This window comes from Trujillonella humicola, assembly GCF_046233715.1.
GTDB lineage: Bacteria > Actinomycetota > Actinomycetes > Mycobacteriales > Geodermatophilaceae > Trujillonella > Trujillonella humicola.
This window is the reverse complement of the sequence record NZ_JBJNRJ010000098.1, coordinates 1-6794: the sequence shown is the minus strand read 5'-3', so window position 1 is coordinate 6794 and position 6794 is coordinate 1. Positions and strand designations below refer to the sequence as shown.

The following is a 6794-nucleotide window of genomic DNA, read 5'->3' as shown; positions in this document are numbered from 1 at the left end:
AAGTCAGGATCAGACAAGACAAGGCTGGCCCTCTCAAGCGCCCGTCGACACCCCCGTTGCCGCCGCGATCTGGGCGAAGGTTGGCAGCCGCGGCACTAGTGGTCCTCTCCGCTGAAACGTCGGGGATCCATCTTCCAGATGGCCGGGTTGGCCAGGTAAAGACCGCAGGCGCAGTCGAGGGCCTCTTCGGCGGTGCCGGTGGATGAGCCGCTGGGCAGGAAGTTGTCTTCGTAGTCGTCGTGGCTGGCCCGGTAGATGGCAAAGCCCCAGGTGGTGGCCGAACCGAGGTAGCGCAGCCGGCACAGCGGGATGAGCGGGCCGTCGGCGATGAGGCCATCGACGTAGGCGAAGCCGGCCCGGTAGCGCATCCGCACGTCGGCCAGGTCCGGCCAGCGCGCCCGGGCTCGCTGGACCAGACGCAGGTGCAGCGAGTCTTTCGTCGAGTCCGGGATCTTCTTCGGCATCGCCTCATCCTCGCCGCCGCGCGGCGTGGCGCCGCCGGTTGCGATGCCGACGGCGGGACAAACAGCGATGGCGATGAGCAGCCCGTATCGGGTGGTGCTGACCGAAGAGGACCGCCGCGTGCTGACCGCACGGGCCCGAGCGCAGCGAGCCGCCCATCGGGTCGTGCTGCGCGCCCGGATCGTGCTGGCGGCCGCCGATGGGGTCGCGAACGCCGAGATCGCCCGGCGGCTGGGCGTCTGCTGCGACACCGTGCGCAAGTGGCGGGCCCGCTTCTGCACCGAAGGGCTGGCCGGACTGGCCGATCGGGCCCGGCCGGGTCACCGGCGCACCTTTCCGGTCACCGCGGAAGCCGAGATCAAGGCCCTGGCCTGCGCGCTGCCCGCCGAGACCGGGGTGCCCCTGTCTCGGTGGAGCACCAGCGAGTTGGCCGCCGAGGCGGTCACCCGCGGCGTGGTCGGCTCGATCTCTGCCTCGACGGTGGGCCGGTGGCTGCGCGCCGATGCGATCCGCCCGTGGCGGTTCCGGTCATGGATCTTCCCCCGTGACCCCGACTTCGCGGTCAAGGCCGCCCGGGTGCTCGACCTCTACGACCGCCTCTGGCACGGCCAGCCGCTGGAGGCCGACGAGTACGTGATCAGTGCCGATGAGAAGTCCCAACTGCAGGCGCTGCGCCGGCGCCACCCGGACCTGCCACCGGCACCCGGTCGCGATCGGCGACAGGAGTTCGAGTACCGCCGCGGCGGCACGCTGGCCTACCTGGCCGCCTACGACGTTCACGCCGCTCGGGTGATCGGCCGCTGCGCCCCGACCACCGGGATCGAGCCGTTCGGCCAGCTGGTCGAGCAGGTGATGACCAGCGAGCCCTACGCCTCGGCGCGGCGGGTGTTCTGGATCGTGGACAACGGCTCCTCACACAACGGCGCCCGCTCGATCGAGCGGATGCACGCCGCCTGGCCCACCTGCGAGCTGGTGCACCTGCCGATCCATGCCAGCTGGCTGAACCAGGTGGAGATCTTCTTCTCCATCGTCCAGCGCAAGGTGATCAAGCCCGCCGACTTCGCCGACCTCGACGGACTGGCCGACCGCCTGCTGGCCTTTCAGGACCGCTACAACGCCAACGCCGAACCCTTCGACTGGCACTTCGGCCGCAAATCCCTCGACCGACTCCTCGAACGCCTCGCCCGCCACGAGCCGACAGCCGCATGACCCCCGACGTTTCAGCGGAGGGGACCACTAGCGGACGCCGACGAGGTCGACGACGAAGACCAGCGTCGCGCCGGGCTTGATGACCCCGCCCGCGCCGCGGTCGCCGTAGGCCTTGTGAGCGGGGATGGTCAGCCGCCGGCGGCCGCCGACGCGCATGCCCGCGATCCCCTCGTCCCAGCCCTGGATGACCATGCCGACCCCCAGCCGGAACTCCAGCGGGTCGCCGCGATCCCAGGAGGCGTCGAAGGTCTCCCCGGCGTCGTGGGTGACGCCCACGTAGTGCGCGCTGACCAGGCTGCCGGCGGTCGCCTCGGGCCCGTCGCCGACGACGATGTCCTCGATCACCAGGTCCGCCGGGGCCGGTCCGGTGGGCGGGTCGACGTCCGGTCGGGTCAGTTCGGCCACGAGATCTCTCCCTCCTGCACCGGGGAGGTCCCGGCACCGCGGTCCATCCAAGCAGCGCCGGCCGGGGCCGGCGCTGCGGCGCCGGTCGGGGGCACCGGCTCGGGCAGCGGCGCGGCCGGTGCGGTGTCGAGCGGGTGGGCCAGCTCGTCGGCCGGCAGCCGGGCGGCGACGACGGCGACCACGGCCATGACCGGCGGCGCGAGGCCCGCGACGAGGAAGGTGGCCGTCGTGCCGATCGTCTCGCTCACCGTGCCGGCCAGCGCCATCGACAGCGGCATGAAGCTCAGCGAGGTGAAGAAGTCGAGGCTGGACACGCGGCCCAGCAGCTCCGGGGGCACCCGCCGCTGCAGCAGCGTGCCCCAGATGACCATGCCCGCCTGGAAGGTCGCGCCCATGAGCGCGCCGGCCGCGACCATCACCCACAGCGCCGGGGAGGCCCCGAAGACGACCATCGGCAGGCAGCCCGCTCCCCACAGGACGTTCATGACCGTCAGGTACCGGCGGGGCAGCCGCAGCGAGGCGACGGCCAGCGACCCGGCGGCGCCGCCGATCCCGAAGGCGGCCAGCACCCAGGCGTGCTGCGCCGGTCCGCCACCGACCTCGGCCACCACGTAGGGCACCAGCACCTGGAACGGGCCGATGAAGACCAGCAGCATGGCCGCGGCGAACAGCAGGGTGGCCAGCAGCCACGGCGTCCGCACCATGTAGACGAAGCCCTCGCGGACGTCGGCCAGCAGGCCGGTCCCCGGCCCGCCCTCCCCGATCTCCCGGCGCACGGGGGTGTCGGGCAGCGCGTGGACGGCGACGCCGGCCAGCAGCGCCGCCGCCGCGGTCGCCGCGAGGGCGATCCCGGGCGAGGAGGCGGCGACGACGACGCCGGCCACGGCCGGACCGGCGGCCTGGGCGAGCAGCGGGCGGACGACGCCCTCCAGGCCGTTGGCCGCGAGCAGCTGCTCGGCGGGGACCAGCGCCGGGACCAGCGCCGAGTACGCCGGGTAGTACAGCCCCATCCCGATACCGGTGAGCAGCGAGGCCAGGCCCAGGTGCCAGGTGGTCAGGACGCCGGCGAGGGAGAGCACCGCGACCGCGCCGGCGGCGGCGGTCTGCAGCAGCTCGACGCCCAGCAGGATCCGCCGCTGCGGCACCCGGTCGGCCAGCGCGCCGCCGAGCAGGGTGCTGGCCAGCATGCCCGCCGCGCTCGCCCCGGTGACCAGGCCGAGCACGGCCGGACCGGCACCGAGCGCGAGGACCTGCCACACCAGGGCGATGGCCCACATGCCCTGGCCGAACAGCGAGAGCGCCAGGGACCCGGCGAGCAGCCGGTAGCTGCCCGAGCGCAGCGGGGACAGGGCCCGCGGCAGGCCGGCCATGGACGACGTCCTCTCGGTGGTGGCGGACCGCCATCCTGACGCAGGGCCACGGCCGGATCGCGAGGGGTTCGCCGACGGCGGAGGATGCCGACGGCGGAGGATGCGGGCGCGCGGGGGGCGTGCTGGGCTGGGGACATGCCCGCCGAGGACCCCCCGTGGTGGACCCGTGCCGTCGTCTACCAGGTCTACCCCCGCTCGTTCATGGACTCCGACGGCGACGGCATCGGTGACCTCGGCGGCGTCCTGCAGCGGCTGGACCACCTGGCCGACCTCGGCGTCGACGTCCTGTGGCTCTCCCCCGTCTACCCCTCCCCGCAGGCGGACAACGGCTACGACATCAGCGACTACACCGGCATCGACCCGCTGTTCGGCGACCTCGCCACCTTCGACCGGCTGGTGACCGAGCTGCACGCCCGCGGCATCCGGCTGCTGATGGACCTGGTGGTCAACCACACCAGCGACGCGCACCCCTGGTTCGTGGAGTCCCGGTCGTCGAGGGCGAACCCGAAGCGCGACTGGTACTGGTGGCGGCCGCCGAGGGCGGGCATGGCCGCCGGCGACCCGGGCGCCGAGCCGACCAACTGGCAGTCGTTCTTCTCCGGGTCGACCTGGGAGCTCGACGAGGCCAGCGGCGAGTACTTCCTGCACCTGTTCGACCGCCGCCAGCCGGACCTGAACTGGGAGAACCCCGAGGTCCGGCAGGCGGTGTACCGGATGATGCGGTGGTGGCTCGACCGCGGGGTCGACGGCTTCCGCATGGACGTCATCAACATGATCAGCAAGGACGTCAGCCCGGACGGGACGCTGCACGACGGGCCACCGCTGCCGGGCTCGGCGTGGGGGGACGGGTCGGCGTCCTACCTCTGCGGGCCACGCATCCACGAGTTCCTGCAGGAGATGCACCGCGAGGTGTTCGCCGGGCGGGAGGGGGCGTTCCTGACCGTCGGCGAGATGCCCGGCGTCACCGTGGAGCAGGCCCGGCTGTTCACCGACCCGGCCCGCGCCGAGGTGGACATGGTGTTCCAGTTCGAGCACGTCGGCCTGGACCACGGGGCGTCGAAGTGGGACGTGCGCCCGCTGCGGATGCGCGACCTCAAGGCCTCGTTCGGCCGCTGGCAGGCCGGGCTGGCCGACGTCGGCTGGAACTCCCTCTACTGGGACAACCACGACCAGCCGCGGGCGGTGTCCCGCTTCGGCGACGACTCCCCCAGGTACCGGCGCGACTCGGCCACCTGCCTGGCCACGCTGCTGCACCTGCACCGCGGGACGCCGTACGTCTACCAGGGCGAGGAGCTCGGGATGGCCAACTTCCCGTTCACCGCGCTCGAGCAGTTCCGCGACGTCGAGTCGCTCAACCACCACGTGCACGCGGTGTCCGCCGGGGCCGACCCCGCCGACGTCCTGGCCGCGCTGCGGGTGATGAGCCGGGACAACGCGCGCACCCCGGTGCAGTGGGACGGCTCGCCGAACGCCGGGTTCACCACCGGCACCCCGTGGATCGCCGTCCATCCCGACCACGGGGAGTGGAACGCCGCCGCCCAGCGGGCCGACCCCGACTCGGTGTTCGCCCACCACAAGCGGCTGATCGCGCTGCGGCACTCCTCCGACGTCGTCGCCGTCGGCGACTTCCGGATGCTGCTGCCCGGCTCCGAGGAGGTGTACGCGTTCACCCGGTCCCTCGACGGCGAGACGCTGCTGGTGGTCTGCAACCTGTCCGCGGCGACCCACGACCTCGCCGTCCTGCTGCCCGAGACCGCCGGCGCGGAGCTCCTGCTGGGCAACCTGCGCGACCCCGGGCCGCAGCTGCGCGCCTGGGAGGCCCGGGTGCTGCGCCTGCCCTGAGCGTCGGCGAGATCTGCACAGTGGTCGCCATCACCCGCTGATGCCGACGAGTGTGCAGATCTCGTCGCGGGATGGCGCCCGCTCAGGCGGCGGTGCCGGCGCGGGCCGCGCCGCCGGTGAGCACCGCGGCGTAGTGGCCGATCAGCTCGTCGCCGACCCGTGCCCAGGTCCGGTGCACCACCGACCGGCGGGCCCGGGCCGCCGCCGCGCGCAGCGCCAGCCGGTCGTCGCGCAGGGTCGCCACCATGGCGGCCAGCACCCGCGGGTCGTCGCCGCTCCACAGCCAGCCGTTGCGCCCGTGCCGGACCAGGTCCAGCGGCCCGCCGGCCGCGGCCACCACCGCGGGAACGCCCGCGGCCAGCGCCTCCTGCACCGCCTGGCAGAAGGTCTCGTCCCGGCCCGGGTGCACGAACAGGTCCAGCGACGCCACGAGCCGGCCGAGGTCGGCGCCGGTGCGCTGCCCGGTGAAGACGGCGTGCGGCAGCGCGCGCTCCAGCCGCTTCCGGCACGGCCCGTCCCCCGCCACGACCAGCCGCACGCCCGGCAGCCGGCACACCTCGCCCAGCAGGTGCAGCCGCTTCTCCACGGCCAGCCGGGCGACCACGCCGACGATCAGCTCGTCCCCGGGAGCCAGCCGCGCGCGCAGGACCGGGTCGCGCCGCCGGGGGTCGAACTGCCGGCCGTCGACCCCGCGCGCCCACAGCGCGAGGTCGGGCACCCCCCGGCTGCGCAGCACCGCCGCCGTGGCCGACGACGGCACGAGGGTCAGGTCGGCCCTCCCGTGCACCCGCCGCACGAGCCGGTCGGCCAGGGCCGGCCCGCCGGGCAGCCGGTACCGGCGGGCGAAGGCTGCCAGGTCGGTCTGGAAGACGGCGACCACCGGGATCCCGAGCGCCCGGGCGGCGCGGCCGGCGGCGGCCCCGAGCAGCGCCGGCGAGGCCAGGCGCACCACGTCGGGCCGCAGTGCGCGCAGGGTGGCGGTCAGGTCCAGCCCCGGCCGGGCGACCGACAGCCCGCGGTAGCCGGGCAGCCGCATGGCGGGCACGCCGACCACCTCCACCGGTGCGCCGCACTCGCTGGTGTAGGACTGCCCGCTGGGCGCCACGACCACCGGGACGTGCCCGCGGACGGCGAGGTGGTCGGCGACGCGGACCACCGAGTTGACGACGCCGTTGACCGCCGGGCGGAACGTCTCGGCGACCACGGCGACCCGCAGACCGGCCACGGGCGGCGCGGGGTGGACGGGAACAGCGGTGCGCGCGGCTGCGGCCACGGACGGACCCCTCGCTGCCGGCGGGCCCTGGAGGGGCCCGGACACGGGGAATGTCGGCCGCTGACGTGTCCGCCCGGTGACCGCGAGCGGTCGCCGCCACGTCGGCGCGGAGGAGATTCGTCGGCGTGACGCCGATGTCGAGTCCCATGAGATGTGTCAGGGATGAAGTCTCATGACATCTGTCGCTTGATCATCACCGTGCCGATGAGGTGTGGTGGGAAGACGAGCGGCGA

Annotated in this window: 6 protein-coding genes; 2 read left to right on the top strand and 4 right to left on the bottom strand. The window is 74.1% G+C overall.

Annotated elements, in window-relative coordinates:
- Window positions 1-95: 95 nt before the first annotated feature.
- Complete coding sequence (locus ACK586_RS25020) at window positions 96-464, bottom strand: hypothetical protein (RefSeq protein WP_409333245.1); 369 nt, start codon at window positions 462-464, stop codon at window positions 96-98.
- Window positions 465-537: 73 nt separating this feature from the next.
- Here ACK586_RS25020 and ACK586_RS25015 point away from each other — a divergent pair, with 73 nt between their 5' ends.
- Window positions 538-1671 carry an IS630 family transposase gene (locus tag ACK586_RS25015; RefSeq protein ID WP_409333244.1) on the top strand — a complete coding sequence of 378 codons (1134 nt, stop codon included), beginning with the start codon at window positions 538-540 and terminating at the stop codon, window positions 1669-1671.
- A gap of 27 nt (window positions 1672-1698) precedes the next feature.
- Here ACK586_RS25015 and ACK586_RS25010 read toward each other — a convergent pair whose 3' ends face one another.
- Both ACK586_RS25010 and ACK586_RS25005 read right to left on the bottom strand, forming a co-directional pair.
- Complete coding sequence (locus ACK586_RS25010) at window positions 1699-2076, bottom strand: FKBP-type peptidyl-prolyl cis-trans isomerase (protein WP_409333243.1); 378 nt, start codon at window positions 2074-2076, stop codon at window positions 1699-1701.
- Window positions 2064-3446, bottom strand: a complete 1383-nt coding sequence (locus ACK586_RS25005) for an MFS transporter (RefSeq protein ID WP_409333242.1) — start codon at window positions 3444-3446, stop codon at window positions 2064-2066. The genes ACK586_RS25010 and ACK586_RS25005 overlap by 13 nt, the downstream gene beginning before the upstream one ends.
- 135 nt (window positions 3447-3581) lie before the next feature.
- Between ACK586_RS25005 and ACK586_RS25000 the strand changes: the two genes are divergently transcribed.
- On the top strand, window positions 3582-5288 hold the full coding sequence (locus ACK586_RS25000) for a glycoside hydrolase family 13 protein (protein ID WP_409333241.1): 1707 nt from the start codon (window positions 3582-3584) through the stop codon (window positions 5286-5288).
- An 82-nt stretch (window positions 5289-5370) separates the two neighbouring features.
- On the opposite strand, the gene ACK586_RS24995 is transcribed toward ACK586_RS25000, so the two are convergent.
- Complete coding sequence (locus ACK586_RS24995) at window positions 5371-6561, bottom strand: glycosyltransferase (protein WP_409333240.1); 1191 nt, start codon at window positions 6559-6561, stop codon at window positions 5371-5373.
- Window positions 6562-6794 lie beyond the last annotated feature (233 nt).

What these genes read in the sequence shown, in the direction of transcription:
- ACK586_RS25015 (WP_409333244.1), top strand. Translation starts at nt 538, where the DNA reads ATGAGCAGCCCGTATCGGGTGGTGCTGACCGAAGAGGACCGCCGCGTG.
- ACK586_RS25005 (WP_409333242.1), bottom strand. Translation starts at nt 3,446, where the DNA reads ATGGCCGGCCTGCCGCGGGCCCTGTCCCCGCTGCGCTCGGGCAGCTAC.
- ACK586_RS25000 (WP_409333241.1), top strand. Translation starts at nt 3,582, where the DNA reads ATGCCCGCCGAGGACCCCCCGTGGTGGACCCGTGCCGTCGTCTACCAG.
- ACK586_RS25020 (WP_409333245.1), bottom strand. Translation starts at nt 464, where the DNA reads ATGCCGAAGAAGATCCCGGACTCGACGAAAGACTCGCTGCACCTGCGT.